This window comes from Cupriavidus sp., assembly GCF_057315035.1.
The window spans coordinates 149,893-167,415 of the sequence record NZ_DBHKYV010000005.1 but is presented as its reverse complement, the minus strand read 5'-3'; the positions used below and the strand labels follow the sequence as shown (position 1 = coordinate 167,415).

The following is a 17,523-nucleotide window of genomic DNA, read 5'->3' as shown; positions in this document are numbered from 1 at the left end:
CTCAGGCAGGTCCGGCCGTGGACAGCGCGGCCAGCACGGCATCGGCCCCCTGGCCCAGCAGGTCGCCAGCCACGGCGGCGCCAAGCTGCTCGGCCGCATGCACCGAATCCACCTGGGCGGCGGTGGCATGGGCGCGCACATTGCGCGTGCCATCCGGCATGCCGACGAATGCGTCGAGCTGAAGCGTACCGCCATGCCAGCGCGCGTGGGCGGCCAGCGGCACCTGGCATGAGCCACCCAGGCGGCGCGACACCGCGCGTTCGGCCGAAACCGCCAGCAGCGTCGGCAGGTGATTGAGCGGGGCCAGCCATTCGGCCAGTTCGGGACGATCCGAGCGGATCTCGATCCCCAGTGCGCCCTGCCCCGCGGCAGGCAACGAGCTTTCCGGTTCGATCAGTGCGCGGATACGGTCACCCAGGCCCAGCCGCTTGAGACCGGCGGCTGCGAGGATGATCGCGCCATATTCACCGCGGTCGAGCTTGCCCAGGCGGGTGTCCAGGTTGCCGCGCAGCGGCTTGATCACCAGATGCGGATAACGGCTGCGCAGCGCAGCTTCGCGACGCAGGCTCGAGGTGCCCACCACAGTACCGGGCGGCATGTCATCGAGCGACGCGAATTGCGCCGATACCAGCGCATCGCGCGGATCCTCGCGCTCCATTACCGCCGTCAGCGCAAACCCTTCGGGCAGCTCCATCGGCACATCCTTGAGCGAATGCACGGCCAGGTCGGCACGGCCTTCGGCCATGGCAACCTCGAGCTCCTTCACGAACAGACCCTTGCCACCTACCTTGGACAATGTCTTGTCGAGAATTTGATCACCCCTTGTCGTCATGCCGAGAATGGACACATCGCACAGGGGATAGTATTGTTGCAACGCAGCACGAACATGTTCAGCCTGCCACAGCGCCAGCCGACTTTCGCGAGACGCGATGACGAGCTTGCCTGGTAGGCTGCGCGATACTGCAGCGGATGAAGACAATGGTTGGGCGGGTGCTTGCATGCGCGCATGTTAGCACGCACCCTTTTGGATTCAGGCGTCAAACTGGCCGATTCACCAGAACCAGAAGCGCGTTTCCGGCAAGCGGTTGATGTCGGTCGAACCCAGGGCTGCCGGCTTTACCTGTCTGGTGTTCGATACATAGATAGATAACGAAATACGAGGAGATAGTTGATGACGCAGCCTGCTGCGCGCCCCACCGGCCGTCCACGTTCCACCGGCCGCAAGTCAGTTACGCCAGCCTCAGGCCAGCATGACGCCAACGGCGCCACCCCGAAGTCCACCAAAACCCCCGCACGCAACGCCAAGGTCACCGGCAAGCCAAAGCTGGCCGTGGTCACGCCCGACGGCAATACCACTGCCCCTGCCGCGCCTGCGCGCCGCGCGGCGGACAAGGACCTGCCGCTGCGTGACGACATCCGCTTCCTGGGCCGCCTGCTGGGCGACTGCGTGCGCGAGCAGGAAGGCGACGCCGCGTTCGAACTGGTGGAAACCATCCGCCAGACCGCCGTGCGCTTCCGCCGCGAAAACGACCGCGCCGCCGGCACCGAACTCGACCGCCTGCTGAAACGGCTGTCGCGCGACCAGACCAATTCCGTGGTGCGGGCCTTCAGCTACTTCTCGCACCTGGCCAATATTGCCGAGGACCAGCACCATAACCGGCGCCGCCGCGTGCATGCGCTGGCCGGCTCGCCGCCGCAGCCGGGCAGCATGGCGCGCGCGCTGCAGGCCATCGACGCCGCCGGCGTAACCGGCAAGCAACTGCGCGACTTCCTGGACAACGCGCTGATCATGCCGGTGCTGACCGCGCACCCGACCGAAGTCCAGCGCAAGTCGATCCTGGACGCCGAGCGCGAAATCGCCCGCCTGCTGGCCGAACGCGACCTGCCGATGACCGCGCGCGAACGCGATCACAACACCGCGCAACTGCGCGCCCGCGTGACCACGCTGTGGCAGACCCGGATGCTGCGCAATACGCGCCTGATGGTGGTCGACGAGATCGAGAACGCGCTCTCCTATTACCGCACCACGTTCCTGCACGGCATTCCGCGGCTGATGGCCGATATGGAAGAGGACATCGCCGAAGTCTTCCCGCGCAAGAGCAAGGCCGGCACCACCCCGGCGCCGCTGGCGCCGTTCCTGCAGATGGGTTCGTGGATCGGCGGCGACCGTGACGGCAATCCGAACGTGACCGCCGAAACGCTGGAGCACGCCGCGCAGCAACAGTCGACGCTGATCATGCAGTGGTACCTCGACGAGGTCCACGCATTGGGCGCCGAACTGCCGCTGTCGTCGCTGATGGTCGACGCCAGCCCCGAACTGCTGGCACTTGCCGAAGCCTCGCCCGACCATTCCGAGCACCGTGCCGACGAGCCCTATCGCCGCGCGCTGATTGGTATCTACGCGCGCCTGGCCGCCACCACGGAACGCCTGACCGGCCATGTGGCCCAGCGCCATCCGGTGGCCGATGTTGCCCCGTACGACAATGCCGAGGCCTTCGCGGCCGACGTGCAGATCGTGCTCGATTCGCTGCGCTCGCACCATGGCGAGGCGTTGGCGCGCGGGCGCATCGACGCGCTGGTCCGTGCCATTGCAATCTTCGGCTTCCATCTGGCGTCGGTGGACATGCGCCAGGTGTCTGATGTGCACGAGGCCGTGGTCACCGAGCTGTTCAAGGCCGCCGGCATCGAAGCCAACTACGCCGCGCTGACCGAGGAGCGCAAGCTCGAACTGCTGCTGGGCGAGCTGCGCCAGCCGCGCCTGTTGTCGCTGCCGTGGCACGACTATTCCGAGCAGACACGCAACGAGCTGGCCATCTTCAACATGGCACGCGAGCTGCGCGCACGCTACGGCAACCGCGTGGCCCGCAACTACATCATCTCGCACACCGAGTCGTTGTCCGACCTGATCGAAGTGATGCTGCTGCAGAAGGAAGCCGGCATGCTGCGCGGCACGCTCGGCAGCAAGAGCGATCCGGCCCGCATGGAGCTGATGGTCATTCCGCTGTTCGAAACCATCGAGGACTTGCGCAACGCGGCCGGCATCATGGAGTCGCTGCTGGACCTGCCCGGCTTCGACTCGGTGATCAAGCACCATGGCGTAGAGCAGGAAGTGATGCTCGGCTATTCGGATTCGAACAAGGACGGCGGCTTCCTGACGTCGAACTGGGAGCTCTACAAGGCCGAGCTGGCGCTGGTGAAGCTGTTCGAGGAGCGCCGCGTGAAGCTGCGCCTGTTCCACGGCCGCGGCGGCACCGTGGGTCGTGGCGGTGGCCCGACCTACGACGCCATCCTGTCGCAGCCGCCGGGCACCGTGAACGGGCAGATCCGTCTGACCGAACAGGGCGAAATCATCAACAGCAAGTTCGCCAACTCCGAGATCGGCCGGCGCAACCTGGAAACGGTGATCGCGGCCACGCTGGAAGCCTCGCTGCTGCCCACGCAGAATGCGCCGACCGGGCTGGCCGCGTTCGAAGGCGTGATGCAACAGCTGTCGGATCGCGCGTTCCGCGCCTACCGGCATCTAGTCTATGAGACCGCGGGCTTCAAGGACTATTTCTTCGCCACCACGCCGATCACCGAGATCGCCGACCTGAACCTCGGTTCGCGTCCGGCCTCGCGCAAGCTGATGGACAAGAAGAACCGCAAGATCGAGGATCTGCGCGCGATTCCGTGGGGCTTCTCATGGGGCCAGTGCCGCCTGCTGCTGCCGGGCTGGTTCGGCTTTGGCAGTGCGGTGCAGGCGCTGCTGGACGAGGCACCGGACGAGAAGGCACGCAAGGCGACGATCGCCACGCTCAAGCGCATGATCAAGACCTGGCCGTTCTTCCGCACGCTGATGTCGAACATGGACATGGTGCTGGCCAAGACCGACCTGGCCGTGGCCTCGCGCTATGCCGGGCTGTGCGACGATGCGGCGCTGCGCAAGACCGTGTTCTCGCGCATCAGTGCCGAATGGCACCTGACCTGCGACATGCTTAGCCTGATCACGGGCCGCGCGGAACGCCTGGCCGAGAACCCGCTGCTGGCGCGCTCGATCAAGAACCGCTTTGCGTACCTGGATCCGCTGAACCACTTGCAGGTGGAACTGCTCAAGCGCTACCGCGCCGGCAAGGATGCCGACGATGTTCGCGTGCGACGCGGGATCCACTTGACGATCAACGGCGTGGCGGCCGGCCTGCGTAACAGCGGTTGATTGTGATGCTTGCTCCCCTCCCCCGCCTGCGGGAGAGGGGTCGGGGGAGAGGGCAAGGCGGTTCTATTTGCCACTTTCTCATCTCGAGACGCCCGCCCTCTCCCCTAGCCCCTCTCCCGCTCGCGAGAGAGGGGAACCAACCAGCGGTAATTGACTCCGCCTTCAGGCGATATAATCGCCGTTTCCGATTTTCCGCCCTGCCCCTGTCATGACCTCCCAACTTGCCAAGAAAGGCGAAGCCTGGTCCGCCCGCTTCTCCGAACCGATGTCCGATCTGGTGAAGCGTTACACCGCGTCGGTCAACTTCGACAAGCGCCTGGCGCTGTTCGACATCCAGGGCTCGCTGGCCCATGCGGCCATGCTGGCAAAGCAGGGCATCATCGCCGCCGCCGACCAAGGCGAGATCGAGCGCGGCATGGCGCAGATCCGCGGTGAAATCGAAGCCGGCACGTTCGAGTGGAAGCTCGATCTGGAAGACGTCCACCTCAATATCGAAGCGCGCCTTACCGCGCTGGTCGGCGCCGCCGGCAAGCGCCTGCACACGGGCCGCTCGCGTAACGACCAGGTGGCCACCGATATCCGCCTGTGGCTGCGCAGCGAAATCGACAACATCATCGGCCTGCTGGGCGACCTGCGCCGCGCGCTGCTGGACCTGGCCGACCAGAACGCCGATACGATCCTGCCGGGCTTTACGCACCTGCAGGTGGCACAGCCGGTAACGTTCGGCCATCACCTGATGGCCTACGTGGAAATGTTCACGCGCGACGCCGAACGCATGGCCGACTGCCGCCGCCGCGTGAACCGTCTGCCGCTGGGCGCCGCCGCGCTGGCCGGCACAAGCTACCCGATCGACCGCGAGTTCGTGGCCGCGCAACTGGGCTTCGATGGCGTGTGCCGCAACTCGCTGGACGCCGTTTCCGACCGCGATTTCGCGATCGAATTCGTGGCCGCCGCGTCGCTGGTGATGACCCATATCTCGCGCTTCAGTGAAGAACTGGTGATCTGGATGAGCCCGCGCGTCGGCTTTATCGATATCGCCGACCGCTTCTGCACGGGCAGCTCGATCATGCCGCAGAAGAAGAACCCGGACGTTCCGGAACTGGCGCGTGGCAAGACCGGCCGCGTGTATGGCCACCTGAACGGCCTGCTGGTACTGATGAAGGGCCAGCCGCTGGCCTACAACAAGGACAACCAGGAAGACAAGGAACCGCTGTTCGATACAGTGGATACCATCGTCGATACGCTGCGCATCTTCGCCGACATGGTGCCGGGCATCAGCGTCAAGCCCGATGCGATGCGTGCCGCCGCGCTGCAGGGCTACGCCACCGCCACCGATCTGGCCGACTACCTGGTCAAGCAAGGCCTGCCGTTCCGCGATGCCCACGAAGCCGTGGCCCACGCCGTGCGTGCCTGCGACGACCGCCAGTGCGACCTGGCCGACCTGACCGTGGAACAACTGCGCGAAGTCTCGGGTCTGGGCGACCAGGCATCGCTGATCGGCGAAGACGTACATGGCGTGCTGACGCTTGAAGGCTCGGTTGCCTCGCGCGACCATATCGGTGGCACCGCCCCTAACCAGGTTCGTGCGGCCATCGCCGCTGCGCGCAAGGAACTGTGATTTCGCTGTAAGTTTCGCGTAAGTCTTTGTCGTAAAAAAGCCGCTGGGTTATCGCCCGGCGGCTTTTTTATTGGCCAGGCGCCCCCTTCTAGGAGAATCCCCTAGCGCCCTTAAAAATTGTTACAGATACACTTACGGCGCATAAAACGGGGGAGACACCCATGAATTACTTGCTTGGTCTGTCACGGCAGATCGACAGGTTGAATCAGCACACGGGCAGGCTTGCAAACATCATGATCCTGCTGTCGTGCCTGATCAGCGCAGGAAACGCCCTGCTGCGGTACGGCTTCAACTTGAGCGATAACTGGCCGCTGGAATTGCAGTGGTACATGTTTGCCATTGCCGTGATGTTTGGCACGTCGTATACGTTCCAGCGCAACGAGCACGTGCGCGTGGACCTGATCTACGGCAACGTGTCCGAACGCGCGCAGCACTGGATCGACATTTTCGGCATCATCTTTTTCCTGCTGCCGTCCACGATCCTGTTCACGTGGCTGTCGTGGGACTCATTGTTCCTGCCTTCGTGGCGCATTCTTGAGCAGTCGGGCAACTCGGGCGGCCTGCCCCGGTATCCGATCAAGCTCGTGGTGCCGCTCGGCTTTGCCCTGCTCACGCTGCAGGGGATTTCCGAACTGATCAAGCGCTTCGCTGCCCTGAAGGGCCTGGTGCGCATCGAATCAAAATACGAAAGGCCGGTGCAATAATGATCCCGTTGGAATATATGCCGCCGCTGATGTTTGGCGGCCTGGTGGTATTCATGCTGATCGGGTTCCCGGTCGCATTTTCGCTGTCGGCGGTGGGCCTCGCGTTTGGCTTCCTGGCCATCGAATGGGGCTACTTCCCGCTGCAGTTCCTGCAAGCCGTGCCCACGCGCGTGTTCGGCAGCGTGCTGGCCAACGAACTGCTGCTGGCGATTCCGTTCTTCACCTTCATGGGTGCGATCCTCGAGAAATGCGGGCTCGCGGAAGACATGCTCGATTCGATGGGCCAGCTGTTCGGCCCGGTGCGCGGCGGGCTTGGCTACTCGGTGATCATCGTCGGCTTTATCCTGGGCGCGATCACCGGCACGGTGGCGGCACAGGTGATCGCCATGGCGATGATCTCGCTGCCAGTGATGATGCGTTACCGCTACAACATGAAGTACGCCACGGGCGTACTGGCCGCATCGGGCACCATCACGCAACTGGTGCCGCCGTCGCTGGTGCTGGTGGTGCTGGCCGACCAGCTCAAGACGCCAGCCGGCAGCGCCGACGTGGGCAGCATGTACCTGGGCGCCTGGGGCCCGTCGGTGGTGCAGATCGCGCTGTTCGCGCTCTACACGTTCGTGCTGACCCGCATCAAGCCCGACTGGCTGCCGCCGGTGCCGGCCGAAGCGCGCACGTTGAGCGGCTGGGCACTGTGGCGCAAATGCCTGCGCGGCATCGTGCCCTGCGCGGTGCTGATCTTCCTGGTGCTCGGCACGATCATGCTCGGTATTGCCACGCCGACCGAATCCGGCGCCATGGGCGCGGTAGGCGCGCTGGTGCTGGCCGTGATCCGCGACAAGGGCTTCAACAGGATCGACCGCAATATCTACCGCGTGGGACTTGCCGCCACGCTGGTGGCCGCTGCGGTGGGCGTGTTTGCATTCGGCTCGCACGCGTTCCGGATTCCGCTGGCCGTGGCCTACCTGGTGGTGCTGTGGCTGCTGATCCGCGCCGGCCAGCTGACCGATCTGCGCCGGCTGATCGTCGAGGCCTACCAGTCCACCGCCCGGCTGACCGCGATGGTGGTGTTCATCCTGATCGGCTCCACCTGCTTCTCGGTGGTGTTCCAGGGTGTGGACGGCGGAGCCTGGGTCGAGCATCTGTTCACCTCGCTGCCGGGCGGCTGGATCGGCTTCCTGATCGTGGTGAACCTGTTCATCTTCTTCCTGGCGTTCTTCCTCGATTTCTTCGAGATCGCGTTTATCGTGGTGCCGATGCTGGCGCCCGTGGCGGTCAAGGTTCTGACGCCGGTAGTGCTCGATTCGATGGGCGGCAACCCCGAGGCAGCGGCAACGGCTGCGCTGGTCTGGTTCGGCGTGATGCTGTGCGTGAACATGCAGACTTCGTTCATGCACCCGCCGTTCGGCTTCGCGCTGTTCTACCTGCGCGGCATTGCCCCGAAAGAGGTCAAGAGCTCGGATATCTACTGGGGTGCGCTGCCCTGGGTGGGCCTGCAGATGGTGATGGTGCTGCTGGTGATGTTCTGGCCGGGCATGGTGACCGGCTTGCTCGACAAGGGCTCGCTCAAGCACAGCAACGCGGCGGAGGTCAGTATCCCGCTTGGGGGACAGGATGCCGACAGCAAGCCTGGTGGCGCGGCATCGACGCCGGGCACGCTGGAATTGCCGGGCTCCAGTGAGTCGGCCGAGCCTGCGGCACCGCAGTTCCAGTTCGAGAAGAGCAAGTAGTTGATGCAAACAAAAAACCCCCGCACAACGATTCGTGCGGGGGTTTTTTGTTGCCCTGGTGAACCTTACTGCTTCACGCAGTCCACGAAGTACGCCGTCACGCCGTCGATCTCGTCTTCCACCAGACCGTGGATATCGGTCTCGAAGCCCGGGAACAGCTTGTTGAACTCGCGTGCGAACTTCAGGTACTGCACGATGATGCGGTTGAAGCGTTCGCCCGGAATCAGCAGCGGAATACCCGGCGGGTAAGGCGTCAGCAGGATGGCGGTGACGCGGCCTTCCAGTTCGTCCACGGGCACGCGCTCGATCTCGCGGTGCGCCATCATCGCCCACGCATCCGACGGCTTCATGGCCGGTTCCATGTCCGACAGGTACATCTCGGTGGTCACGCGCGCCACGTCGTTGGCCTTGTAGACGCTGTGGATCGCATCGCACAGGTCGCGCAGGCCCATCCGTTCGTATTGCGGATACTTGCCGACGAACTCGGGCAGCACGCGCCAGAGCGGCTGGTTCTGGTCGTAGTCGTCCTTGAACTGCTGCAGCTCGGTCACCAGCGAGTTCCAGCGGCCCTTGGTAATGCCGATCGTGAACATGATGAAGAACGAGTACAGACCCGTCTTCTCGATGATGATGCCGTGTTCAGCCAGGTACTTGGTGACGATCGCCGCGGGAATGCCGCGCTCGCTGAACTCGCCGTCCACGTCGAGACCCGGGGTGATGATGGTCGCCTTGATCGGGTCCAGCAGGTTGAAACCATCGGCCAGATCGCCAAAGCCGTGCCAGCGCTCGTTGGCCTTGAGCATCCACTCGTCACGCTCGGCCATGCCGTCTTCGGCCAGGTTATCGGGGCCCCAGACCTTGAACCACCAGTCGCCGTTGTTGGCCACGTCGTAGTCGGCTTCCACCTTGCGCACGGCACGGCGGAAATCGAGCGCTTCCTGGATGCTTTCCTCGACCAGCGCGGTGCCGCCCGGCGCTTCCATCATGGCCGCGGCCACGTCGCACGAGGCAATGATCGAGTACTGCGGGCTCGTCGAGGTGTGCATCAGGTACGCCTCGTTGAAACGATAGCGGTCCAGCTTGCGCGTCTCGGAATCCTGCACCAGGATCTGCGATGCCTGCGACAGGCCAGCCAGCAGCTTGTGGGTGGACTGCGTGGCAAACACCAGCGCGTCCTTGCTGCGCGGACGGTCGCGGCCAATCGCGTGCATGTCGCGATACAGCTCGTGGAATGCCGCGTGCGGCAACCAGGCTTCGTCAAAGTGCAGCGTGTCGATTTCCGACGCGAGCATTTCCTTGATCTGCTCGGCGTTATAGAGCACGCCGTCGTAGGTACCCTGCGTGATCGTCAGGATGCGCGGCTTCTGGTTCTTGGCCTTGCTCGCGAACGGATGCGCCTCGATCTTCCGGCGGATCGTTTCCGGATCGAATTCGCTCTTCGGGATCGGACCGATGATGCCGTAGTGGTTGCGCGTCGGCATCAGGAACACCGGGATCGCGCCCGTCATCATGATCGCGTGCAGGATCGACTTGTGGCAGTTGCGGTCCACCACCACGATATCGCCCGGCGCCACGTTGGCGTGCCACACCATCTTGTTCGACGTCGACGTACCGTTGGTGACGAAGAACATGTGGTCCGAGTTGAAGATGCGCGCGGCATTGCGCTCGGACGCGGCCACCGGGCCGGTGTGGTCCAGCAGCTGGCCCAGTTCTTCCACGGCATTGCAGACGTCGGCGCGCAGCATGTTCTCACCGAAGAACTGGTGGAACACCTGGCCCACCGGGCTCTTCAGGAATGCCACGCCGCCCGAGTGGCCCGGGCAGTGCCACGAGTACGAGCTGTCCTGCGCGTAGTCGATCAGGGCCTTGAAGAACGGCGGGGCCAGCGTATCGAGGTAGACCTTGGCTTCGCGGATGATATGGCGCGCCACGAATTCGGGGGTGTCCTCGAACATGTGGATGAAGCCGTGCAGCTCGCGCAGGATGTCGTTCGGGATATGGCGCGACGTGCGCGTCTCGCCGTACAGGAAGATCGGCAGGTCCGTATTGCGGCGGCGCACTTCGTTCACGAACGCGCGCAGTTTCTCGATGGCCGCGGCCTCGGGCTGGTCGTCGGCACGTACGAACTCGTCGTCGTCGATCGACACGATAAACGTGGAAGCCCGACTGGACTGCTGGGCGAACGACGTCAGGTCGCCATAGCTGGTCAGGCCCATCACTTCCATGCCTTCACGCTCGATGGCCTCGGCCAGTGCGCGAATACCCGAGCCGGAAATGTTCTCGGAGCGGAAGTCTTCATCGATGATGATGACGGGGAAGCGGAATTTCATCGGACTGGATCCCTTGATGAGCGAGCTTGGAAAGACTTGAGCCACATGGCTGGCGGGCGGTTTCCCGCGGCAGCTGCATGTGGCTCGTTCGTATCAGGTCAGGCGCCTGGCATTGGACGCCGGAATTGTAATGCGATCAGGTTTTCGGCAGTGTGACACCGTGCTGGCCCTGGTACTTGCCGCCGCGGTCGGCGTACGAGGTCTCGCAGATCTCGTCGCTTTCGAAGAACAGCACCTGGGCACAGCCCTCGCCGGCGTAGATCTTGGCCGGCAACGGGGTGGTATTCGAGAACTCCAGCGTCACATAGCCTTCCCACTCGGGCTCGAACGGCGTCACGTTGACAATGATGCCGCAGCGCGCATAGGTACTCTTGCCCAGGCAGATCGTCAGCACGCTGCGCGGAATGCGGAAGTACTCCATCGTTCGGGCCAGCGCGAACGAGTTCGGCGGGATGATGCAGACATCGCCCTTGAAGTCGACGAACGACTTCTCGTCGAAGTTCTTCGGATCGACGATGGTGCTGTTGATGTTCGTGAAGATCTTGAATTCGTCGGCGCAGCGGATGTCGTAGCCGTAGCTCGACGTGCCGTAGGACACGATCTTGCGACCCTCCGATTCCCGTACCTGGCCGGGCTCGAACGGTTCGATCATGCCGTGCTGCTCCGCCATGCGGCGGATCCACTTGTCGGATTTGATGCTCATAATGACGTGGCAGGATGGACGGACAGCAGGCCGGCCAAACCCGGCGCCGCTTGATTGGGGCGCATTGTACAACCAATCGCCATACCCCCCGCCTCCGGTTTCCCTTCCCTCTCCCGCGCTGCGGGAAAGGGAAGAATTCCTCGGCTTACGAGGCCGCGATCACGCCGCAGGCAATGCGGCCGCCCGCGTTCCCGGTGGGCTGGGTGCGATAGTCGTCCGGATCCTTGTGGACCACGACCGCACGGCCCACCACGCTGTTCGGGCCGGCCCCCACGGTCACGTCCTGCATCAGGAACTGCGCGCGTGCATTGCCGGCCGAGTCGGCGGTCAGGTTGTTCATGTCACCGGCATGGTGGTCCGGCATCGAGATCTGCCCGTGCGGCTTGGCCGACGGGTTGAAATGGCCGCCGGCGCTCATGGCGTCCGGTGCCGAGCAGTCGCCCTTCTCATGGATATGGAAGCCGTGCGTGGTACCCGGCGGCAGGCCAGTCACCGACACCACCACCATCACCCCGCCGGCCTGCTGGTCAAACGTGACCCGGCCCGCGGTATTGGTGCCACTCTTGGACTGCAACGGTGCGGCGGCCTTGGTCGCGCCAGGCGCCGCCATGGCGGCCGCGCCTGCCGGTGCCGCGGTGGGACCCTTGTCCGTACCCGCGCATCCCGCTGCCAGCACTGCGGCAGCACCCATGGCCAGACCGAAAAGTACACGTTTCATGCCGTTCCTCCTCTTCTTGCTTGTTAAGAATGCACCGCCTGCCGTGTGGATTGTAGGACAGTCGCCCGGCATCTTAATGTCGGACGACATCCCATTTTTTGTCGCGGCGCAGCCAATCAGGTGTTCTGGACGACGATGCTCGGGAACTTGTTGGTCATGTCGCGCGCCTTGTCGGCAACCTTGATTGCCACCTTGCGCGCCACTTCGCGGTAGATCGCGGCAATCGCGCCATCGGGATCGGCCACCACGGTCGGGTGGCCCGAGTCGGCCTGCTCGCGGATCGAGAGGTTCAGCGGCAGGCTGCCCAGCACGTCCACACCGTAGTCAGCGCTCATCTTCGCGGCACCGCCGGCGCCGAAGATATGCTCGGTATGGCCGCAGTTCGGGCAGCAGTAGACCGCCATGTTCTCGACAATGCCGAGGATCGGGATGCCGACCTTCTCGAACATCTTCAGGCCCTTGCGGGCGTCGAGCAGCGCGATGTCCTGCGGCGTGGTCACGATCACCGCGCCGGTGACCGGCACCTTCTGCGACAGCGTCAGCTGGATATCGCCGGTGCCCGGGGGCATGTCGACGATCAGGTAGTCCAGGTCGGTCCAGTTGGTCTGGCGCAGCAGTTGTTCCAGCGCCGAGGTCACCATCGGGCCGCGCCACACCATCGGGTTGTCCTGCTCGATCAGGAAACCGATCGAATTGGCCTGCAGGCCATGGCCTTCCAGCGGCGTCATGGTCTGGCCGTCGGTCGACTCGGGGCGGCCGCTGATGCCAAGCATCATCGGCAGGCTGGGCCCGTAGATATCGGCGTCGAGCATGCCCACGCGCGCACCCTCGGCGGCCAGCGCCAGCGCCAGGTTCACGGCCGTGGTGGACTTGCCCACCCCGCCCTTGCCCGAGGCCACGGCAATCACGTTGCGCACGCCGGGCAACAGCTTCACGCCGCGCTGGACCGCGTGGGCAACGATCTTCATCGATACCGCCACGCTGACATTGCCAACGCCATCCAGGCCGCGCACGGCATCGATGACGAGCTTGCGGATCAGTTCGAACTGGCTTTTGCCAGGATACCCAAGCTCCACTTCCAGGGAGACATCGCCGCCATCGACGCGTACGTTGCGCGCCGACCGCGTAGAAACGAGGTCGCGGCCCGTATTGGGGTCGATCACGGTACGCAGGGCTTCGGTTACCTGTTCAATGGTGAGGCTCAAGACAGACTCCGCTTAGGAAATGTAGTGGGGACAGGCGCGTAATGTAGCAAAGTCGCATGCCGGATGGCTGGCGCGGGCATGTCCCTGCAGCAAGTAAGGAATTACAGACATTTACATCTCTCACATTCTCAGGCTTGTGCAGGTGCTGCCATGTGCCTATTGTAGTGCGCCAACCTCGGGCAGCCCGCACGCCATTCGGGTCATCGCGGGCAACGCCCTGAGCGTTTTCAAACGCAATGCTGAAAATTGTCGCGGCGCGCGCGCCCTCGTACGGCAGGCGTTACCATGCGACATGCCGTTGGCAAAACATTTTCGGGTATCACCAGAAGGAGAACGCATGAACCTCAAGCTCGTCACCGTCTCGATTGCCGCCGTAGCGGCCCTGGCGGGTTGCGCCACCGAACAGCAGACCAATACCGCGGTAGGCACCGGAGTTGGCGCAGCCGTGGGCGCTGGACTGGGCAACCTGATCGGCGGCAACACCACGGGCACGCTGGTCGGCGCGGCCGTGGGCGGCGCGCTGGGCGGCACCACCGGTTACAACTGGAACGCCATCCGCGGCAAGCTGAACAAGGACACCGCCGGCACCGGCACCCAGATCACCGAGCAGCCAGACGGCTCGCTGAAGGTCAATATTCCGAGCCAGGTGACGTTCGATACGGACAGCTCGACCATCAAGCCGTCGTTCCGCAGCGTGCTGGACCAGGTAGCCCAGACGCTCGGCCAGCATCAGGACGTGGCGGCCAGCGTGGTGGGCCATACCGACAGCACCGGCAACCCGAGCTACAACATGCAGTTGTCGCAGCGCCGCGCCCAGAGCGTGGCCAGCTACCTGGGTGATCACGGCGTTTCCCGCAACCGCCTGGCGGCCGAGGGACGCGGCCAGACCCAGCCCGTGGCGGACAACGCTTCCGAGGCCGGCCGCGCACAAAATCGTCGAGTCGAAATTTTCTTGAAACCAATTTCGGGGTGACCAGTCATACAGTGCAGGTACCGCTTGCCACCGTTGCTGGCTCGCGATGGGTGGCTGACCTCCCGGGCGGTACCTGATTTCTCCTCCTTTTCCGTTGTGGAAAGCTGCGCCGGTGACTAACCGGCGCTTTTTTTTGCCCGTTTCACTTGCGCATCGCGCATCTCAACTGCGATTTCGACGAGATTGTGGCCAGTTCGACCCCAAACCGAGCAATCTGGCCGGGCAATTGCTAAAATAGCCGGTTCCTCGGTCCGGCAGCCGCCGGACCCGCATTTCACGCTCGCTTCTCTGAACGGCTCACTTCATGACCGCACGCCGCATCCTCGTTACCTCTGCCCTGCCGTATGCCAACGGCCAGATCCATATCGGCCATCTGGTGGAGTACATCCAGACCGACATCTGGGTGCGTTTCCAGCGCATGATGGGCAACGAGGTCTACTACGTCGGCGCCGATGACACCCACGGCACGCCGGTCATGCTGCGCGCGGAGAAGGAAGGCATCACGCCCAAGCAGCTGATCGACCGCGTCTGGACCGAGCACAAGCGCGATTTCGACAGCTTCCTGGTGTCGTTCGACAACTACTACAGCACCGACGCCGAAGAAAACCGCGAGCTCTGCGAGAAGATCTACCTGTCGCTCAAAGGCCAGGACCTGATTGCCGAGCGCGATGTGGAGCAGTTCTTCGACCCGGTCAAGAACATGTTCCTGCCGGACCGCTTCATCAAGGGCGAATGCCCGAAGTGCGGCGCCAAGGACCAGTACGGCGATTCGTGTGAAGTATGCGGCACGACCTATGTGCCCACCGACCTGAAGAACCCGTACTCGGTCGTCTCGGGCGCCACGCCGGTACGCAAGTCGTCGACGCACTTTTTCTTCAAGCTGTCCGATCCGCGCTGCGAAACGTTCCTGCGCGAGTGGGTGGCCGACCTGGCCCAGCCTGAAGCCAGCAACAAGATGCAGGAATGGCTTGGCGCCGAAGGCGAGGCCTCGACGCTGTCCGACTGGGACATCTCGCGTGACGCGCCCTACTTCGGCTTCGAGATCCCGGGCGCCCCGGGCAAGTACTTCTACGTCTGGCTGGACGCCCCGATCGGCTACTACGCAAGCTTCAAGAACCTGGCGCAAAAGCGTGGCATCGATTTCGACGCATGGGTAGGTCCGCATTCCACGGCCGAGCAATACCACTTCATCGGCAAGGACATCCTGTACTTCCACACGCTGTTCTGGCCGGCAATGCTCAGGTTCTCGGGCTATCGCACCCCGACCAATGTGTTCGCGCACGGCTTCCTGACCGTGGATGGCGCCAAGATGAGCAAGTCGCGCGGCACGTTCATTACCGCGCAGAGCTACATCGACACCGGCATGAACCCGGAATGGCTGCGTTACTACTTTGCCGCCAAGCTCAATGCGAGCATGGAAGACCTGGACCTGAACCTCGACGACTTTGTCGCACGTGTGAACAGCGACCTGATCGGCAAGTACGTGAACATCGCCAGCCGTGCGGCCGGCTTCCTGGTCAAGCGCTTCGACGGCAAGGTCAACGAGGCCGCGCTGGCCAACCCGCTGCTGGAACAGCTGCGCCAGGCCGCGCCGCAGATCGCCGCGTACTATGAAGGCCGCGAGTACAGCAAGGCCCTGCGCCTGGTGATGGAACTGACCGACACGGTGAACGCGTTCGTCGACACCAACAAGCCGTGGGAACTGGCCCGCGACGAAAGCAAGCGCGATGCGCTGCATGCGGCCTGCTCGGTCTCGCTCGAGGCATTCCGCTTGCTGACGGTGTTCCTGAAGCCGGTGGTACCGACCCTGGCAGCTGGCGTGGAAAGCTTCCTGAACGTGGAGCCGTTCGACTGGCGCGCGATCGACAAGCAACTGTCCGCCGATCGTCCGATCCAGGCTTACCAGCACCTGATGACGCGTGTCGATACCAAGCAGATCGACGCGCTGCTGGCCGCGAACAAGGACTCGCTGGCCGCCGCCGCTCCCGCGGCAGCCGAAGCCGGCGCCTCCGCGATCGAACCGGTCGCCGACACGATCACGATCGACGATTTCGCGAAGGTAGACCTGCGCGTGGCGAAGATCGTCGAGTGCGTCAAGGTGGAAGGCTCGAACAAGCTGCTGCAGCTGACGCTGGATCTTGGCGAAGGCCAGACGCGCAACGTGTTCTCGGGTATCCAGTCGGCCTACACGCCGGAGCAGCTGGTGGGCAAGCTGACCGTGGTGGTGGCCAACCTGGCACCGCGCAAGATGAAGTTCGGCATGTCCGAAGGCATGGTGCTGGCCGCCTCGGCCGCCGATGAAAAGGCCAACCCAGGCCTGTATATCCTGGAACCGCACAGCGGCGCGGTGCCGGGCATGCGGATTCGCTAAGCTTCACCTGGTTTTGTTCCCGTCGTCGGCGATCGCTCTGATCGCCGACAATCTCCCCAAGCATTTTTCCAGTTTCGCGTAACAGCCATTCTGTCGCTCACCGGTACGCAGTAGCGTGAATCATGCGCTGCTAACTGACAGGAGGATTCACGCGATGATCAAGATAGCGCTCGCCGTTTCCTGTGCCATCAGCCTGCCCTGCCGCTGCGGCAGATACCTCGTGGTCTTTCTGCTGGCGGCACCGGCCCTTGCAATATTCGTCCAGGTAAATCTGTCACGCTGGTACGCGGCGCCGCTACCGGTTGCCACTGCGGTCGCGCACGCCGCATCGGCGCGCCATGGCGCGATGCATCCGCATGGCTTGCACGCGGCGGCAGGCAACAGGCACCGCAGCCAAGGCTAGCCGCCCTGTCGCTTCGACGGATCGTCGCTGCGCGACGTGGTGGTCACGGTGCCGTCATTGTTGAAATGCACGTTGAAGAAGGCCCGGTCGGTCGGGCTTTCGAACCAGCGATAGCCCCAGACCTCTTCCTGCTTGAGCCGGAATGCCTCCACCTTGGTGGGCTTGCCCAGCATGCGGCGGATCTGGTCCTTGTTCATGCCGGGCCGCACCTTGGCGAAGTTCTCGGCGGTCAGCACCTGTTCGATCGAACGCACGGTGCCATCGGCATTGGTGACCACCATCCATGTGGTGGCACCCTCCGGGCCGCGCGGATACTCGAGCCGGCGTCCGCCGTCCGGTTCTTCCCAGACAATCTCGGGCTTGCCGGCCTGGCGGCGTACATCGTCCTCGGTGGACTTGCCGGTCTCGATGCCCTTGAACAGCTGGCTGTCGGGCTTCACGCTGTTCCACGTATCGGTTGCCACCGATTTGGCCTTTTTCATGGCTTCGTCGACTTTCTGCTGGTCGCAACCAAACAGGGCAAGCAGGCTGGCAATCAGTCCCATGGCGGCAAGGCGTCTGCGCGACGCGGTATGG

Annotated in this window: 13 protein-coding genes; 7 read left to right on the top strand and 6 right to left on the bottom strand. The window is 63.8% G+C overall.

Translation table 11 applies throughout. The annotated features are described in order from the left end of the window. Nucleotide 1: 1 nt before the first annotated feature. Entirely contained in the window at nt 2-1,000 is a 999-nt protein-coding gene (gene hemC / locus ACO550_RS10640; protein WP_315592666.1) for a hydroxymethylbilane synthase, read from the bottom strand. Nucleotides 1,001-1,171: 171 nt separating this feature from the next. On the opposite strand from hemC, the gene ppc reads away from it, so the two are divergent. From ppc to ACO550_RS10620, 4 genes are all read left to right on the top strand, one after another. Further along, nucleotides 1,172-4,192 carry a phosphoenolpyruvate carboxylase gene (gene ppc / locus ACO550_RS10635; RefSeq protein ID WP_315592667.1) on the top strand — a complete coding sequence of 1,007 codons (3,021 nt, stop codon included), beginning with the start codon at nt 1,172-1,174 and terminating at the stop codon, nt 4,190-4,192. A 208-nt stretch (nt 4,193-4,400) separates the two neighbouring features. Further along, on the top strand, nt 4,401-5,810 hold the full coding sequence (gene argH, locus ACO550_RS10630; RefSeq protein ID WP_315592668.1) for an argininosuccinate lyase: 1,410 nt from the start codon (nt 4,401-4,403) through the stop codon (nt 5,808-5,810). A 161-nt stretch (nt 5,811-5,971) separates the two neighbouring features. Beyond that, entirely contained in the window at nt 5,972-6,514 is a 543-nt protein-coding gene (locus ACO550_RS10625; RefSeq protein ID WP_315592669.1) for a TRAP transporter small permease subunit, read from the top strand. Next, a complete protein-coding gene (locus ACO550_RS10620; RefSeq protein ID WP_315592670.1) occupies nt 6,514-8,244 on the top strand; it encodes a TRAP transporter large permease in 1,731 nt (576 codons plus the stop codon). The genes ACO550_RS10625 and ACO550_RS10620 overlap by 1 nt, the downstream gene beginning before the upstream one ends. A 65-nt stretch (nt 8,245-8,309) precedes the next feature. On the opposite strand, the gene ACO550_RS10615 is transcribed toward ACO550_RS10620, so the two are convergent. The 4 genes from ACO550_RS10615 to apbC all read right to left on the bottom strand — a co-directional run bounded on the left by ACO550_RS10615 (nt 8,310) and on the right by apbC (nt 13,200). Beyond that, nucleotides 8,310-10,574, bottom strand: coding sequence for an Orn/Lys/Arg family decarboxylase (locus ACO550_RS10615; RefSeq protein WP_315592671.1), 2,265 nt, complete (start codon nt 10,572-10,574; stop codon nt 8,310-8,312). A gap of 136 nt (nt 10,575-10,710) precedes the next feature. Next, nucleotides 10,711-11,277, bottom strand: coding sequence for a dCTP deaminase (gene dcd / locus ACO550_RS10610; RefSeq protein WP_315592672.1), 567 nt, complete (start codon nt 11,275-11,277; stop codon nt 10,711-10,713). 145 nt (nt 11,278-11,422) lie between these two features. After that, nucleotides 11,423-11,995: a superoxide dismutase family protein gene (locus ACO550_RS10605; RefSeq protein ID WP_315592673.1), complete on the bottom strand. Its 573-nt coding sequence runs from the start codon at nt 11,993-11,995 to the stop codon at nt 11,423-11,425. 116 nt (nt 11,996-12,111) lie between these two features. Next, on the bottom strand, nt 12,112-13,200 hold the full coding sequence (apbC, locus tag ACO550_RS10600; RefSeq protein ID WP_315592674.1) for an iron-sulfur cluster carrier protein ApbC: 1,089 nt from the start codon (nt 13,198-13,200) through the stop codon (nt 12,112-12,114). Nucleotides 13,201-13,537: 337 nt separating this feature from the next. Between apbC and ACO550_RS10595 the strand changes: the two genes are divergently transcribed. The 3 genes from ACO550_RS10595 (at nt 13,538) to ACO550_RS10585 (ending at nt 16,947) form a co-directional block, all read left to right on the top strand. Then, nucleotides 13,538-14,173, top strand: coding sequence for a YiaD family glycine zipper/OmpA-like lipoprotein (locus ACO550_RS10595; protein WP_315592675.1), 636 nt, complete (start codon nt 13,538-13,540; stop codon nt 14,171-14,173). Nucleotides 14,174-14,477: 304 nt separating this feature from the next. Then, nucleotides 14,478-16,544, top strand: coding sequence for a methionine--tRNA ligase (gene metG, locus ACO550_RS10590; RefSeq protein ID WP_315592676.1), 2,067 nt, complete (start codon nt 14,478-14,480; stop codon nt 16,542-16,544). A gap of 154 nt (nt 16,545-16,698) precedes the next feature. Then, nucleotides 16,699-16,947, top strand: coding sequence for a hypothetical protein (locus tag ACO550_RS10585; protein ID WP_315592677.1), 249 nt, complete (start codon nt 16,699-16,701; stop codon nt 16,945-16,947). On the opposite strand, the gene bamE is transcribed toward ACO550_RS10585, so the two are convergent. Beyond that, nucleotides 16,944-17,492, bottom strand: coding sequence for an outer membrane protein assembly factor BamE domain-containing protein (gene bamE / locus ACO550_RS10580; protein WP_315592742.1), 549 nt, complete (start codon nt 17,490-17,492; stop codon nt 16,944-16,946). The two genes, ACO550_RS10585 and bamE, sit on opposite strands and share 4 nt — an antisense overlap. Between the last annotated feature and the right edge of the window lie 31 nt (nt 17,493-17,523).

Bases quoted from the DNA above. Each gene is read 5' to 3' on its own strand.
- ACO550_RS10625 (WP_315592669.1), top strand. From the start codon at position 5,972: ATGAATTACTTGCTTGGTCTGTCACGGCAGATCGACAGGTTGAATCAG.
- ppc (WP_315592667.1), top strand. From the start codon at position 1,172: ATGACGCAGCCTGCTGCGCGCCCCACCGGCCGTCCACGTTCCACCGGC.
- argH (WP_315592668.1), top strand. From the start codon at position 4,401: ATGACCTCCCAACTTGCCAAGAAAGGCGAAGCCTGGTCCGCCCGCTTC.
- dcd (WP_315592672.1), bottom strand. From the start codon at position 11,277: ATGAGCATCAAATCCGACAAGTGGATCCGCCGCATGGCGGAGCAGCAC.
- ACO550_RS10615 (WP_315592671.1), bottom strand. From the start codon at position 10,574: ATGAAATTCCGCTTCCCCGTCATCATCATCGATGAAGACTTCCGCTCC.
- bamE (WP_315592742.1), bottom strand. From the start codon at position 17,492: ATGGGACTGATTGCCAGCCTGCTTGCCCTGTTTGGTTGCGACCAGCAG.
- metG (WP_315592676.1), top strand. From the start codon at position 14,478: ATGACCGCACGCCGCATCCTCGTTACCTCTGCCCTGCCGTATGCCAAC.
- ACO550_RS10595 (WP_315592675.1), top strand. From the start codon at position 13,538: ATGAACCTCAAGCTCGTCACCGTCTCGATTGCCGCCGTAGCGGCCCTG.
- hemC (WP_315592666.1), bottom strand. From the start codon at position 1,000: ATGCAAGCACCCGCCCAACCATTGTCTTCATCCGCTGCAGTATCGCGC.
- ACO550_RS10620 (WP_315592670.1), top strand. From the start codon at position 6,514: ATGATCCCGTTGGAATATATGCCGCCGCTGATGTTTGGCGGCCTGGTG.
- ACO550_RS10605 (WP_315592673.1), bottom strand. From the start codon at position 11,995: ATGAAACGTGTACTTTTCGGTCTGGCCATGGGTGCTGCCGCAGTGCTG.
- ACO550_RS10585 (WP_315592677.1), top strand. From the start codon at position 16,699: ATGATCAAGATAGCGCTCGCCGTTTCCTGTGCCATCAGCCTGCCCTGC.